Origin of the sequence: Actinotalea ferrariae (assembly GCF_019733465.1) — a bacterium.
GTDB lineage: Bacteria > Actinomycetota > Actinomycetes > Actinomycetales > Cellulomonadaceae > Actinotalea > Actinotalea ferrariae_A.
The window spans coordinates 1-1,153 of the sequence record NZ_JACVQL010000385.1; the positions used below are offsets into that span (position 1 = coordinate 1).

At 75.5% G+C, this 1,153-nt stretch carries 1 protein-coding gene and 1 tRNA gene; both read right to left on the reverse strand.

Annotated elements, in window-relative coordinates; all coding sequences use genetic code 11:
- Positions 1 to 35: 35 nt before the first annotated feature.
- Positions 36 to 109 (reverse strand) — tRNA-Pro (locus ICW40_RS20105).
- Positions 110 to 174: 65 nt separating this feature from the next.
- Positions 175 to 1,110: a metallophosphoesterase gene (locus ICW40_RS20110; RefSeq protein ID WP_221655750.1), complete on the reverse strand. Its 936-nt coding sequence runs from the start codon at positions 1,108 to 1,110 to the stop codon at positions 175 to 177.
- Between the last annotated feature and the right edge of the window lie 43 nt (positions 1,111 to 1,153).

Sequence of the window (1,153 nt, forward strand, 5' to 3'; positions counted from 1 at the left end):
TCGACCCGTTTCCGATCTCCTGAGAGATCACACGGTCGGGGTGACAGGATTTGAACCTGCGCCCTCTTCGTCCCGAACGAAGCGCGCTACCAAGCTGCGCCACACCCCGTGGAGCCTGACAAGGATAGCCCAGCCCGGGTGCCCCGGTGAAACCGGGGCCGACGGCGATCGCGCTCAGGCGTCGCGGGCGACGAGCGTCAGCAGCGTGGCCTCCGGCCGGCACGCGAACCGCACGCGCGCGTAGGGCGACGTGCCGAGCCCCGCCGACACGTGCAGCCAGGTCGAGTCCTCGCCGCCGGGCCGGTCGGGACGCGCGCCCGGCCAGCCGTGGAGACCCTTGGCGCGACCGCGGTCGAGGTCGCAGTTCGTGACGAGCGCGCCGAGGCCCGGCACGCACAGCTGCCCGCCGTGGGTGTGGCCGGCGAGCACGAGGTCGGCGCCGTCGGCGTGCATCGCGTCGAGGACCCGCCGGTACGGCGCATGCGTCACGGCCAGTCGTAGGTCGGCGCCCGACCGGTGGGCCCGTGTCGCGACGGGGGGGATGCGGTCGCGGTCCAGGTGCGGGTCGTCGACGCCGACGAGCGCGATGCGGAGCCCGCCCGCCTCGACGACGTCGCGCCGGTTCGTCAGGTCCTTCCAGCCGGCGCCGCGCAGCGCGTCGCCGAGCCGGTCGGCCGGGAGCAGGACGTGGTCCGTGCGCCGGGGCCCGCGGGCGTCGCGCAGCAGGTACCGGGCCGGGTTCTTCGGCGTGGGGGCGTAGTAGTCGTTCGACCCCATGACGAACGCGCCGGGCACGGCCATGAGCGGCTCGAGCGCGTGCAGGAGCGCCGGGAGCGCGTCGACGTGCGCCATGTTGTCGCCGGTGTCGACCACGAGGTGCGGGTCCAGCGACGCCAGCGAGCGCACCCACGCGATCTTCCGCTCCTGGTCCGGCACGAGGTGCAGGTCGCTGAGGTGCAGCACGCGCAGGTCGGCGGCGCCCGGCGGGAGCACGGGGACGGTGACGCGGCGCAGGGTGAACCACTGCGCCTCGACCGCCGCGTACGCGAGCGTGCCGGCGCCGAGGGCCACGACGGCACCGGCCGCGCGGCCCCAGGGGGCGAGAGTCATCCGATCAGCCGCCGTCGCCGCCGCGACCGCCGCCGTTGCCGCC

Bases quoted from the DNA above. Each gene is read 5' to 3' on its own strand.
- ICW40_RS20110 (WP_221655750.1), bottom strand. From the start codon at position 1,110: ATGACTCTCGCCCCCTGGGGCCGCGCGGCCGGTGCCGTCGTGGCCCTC.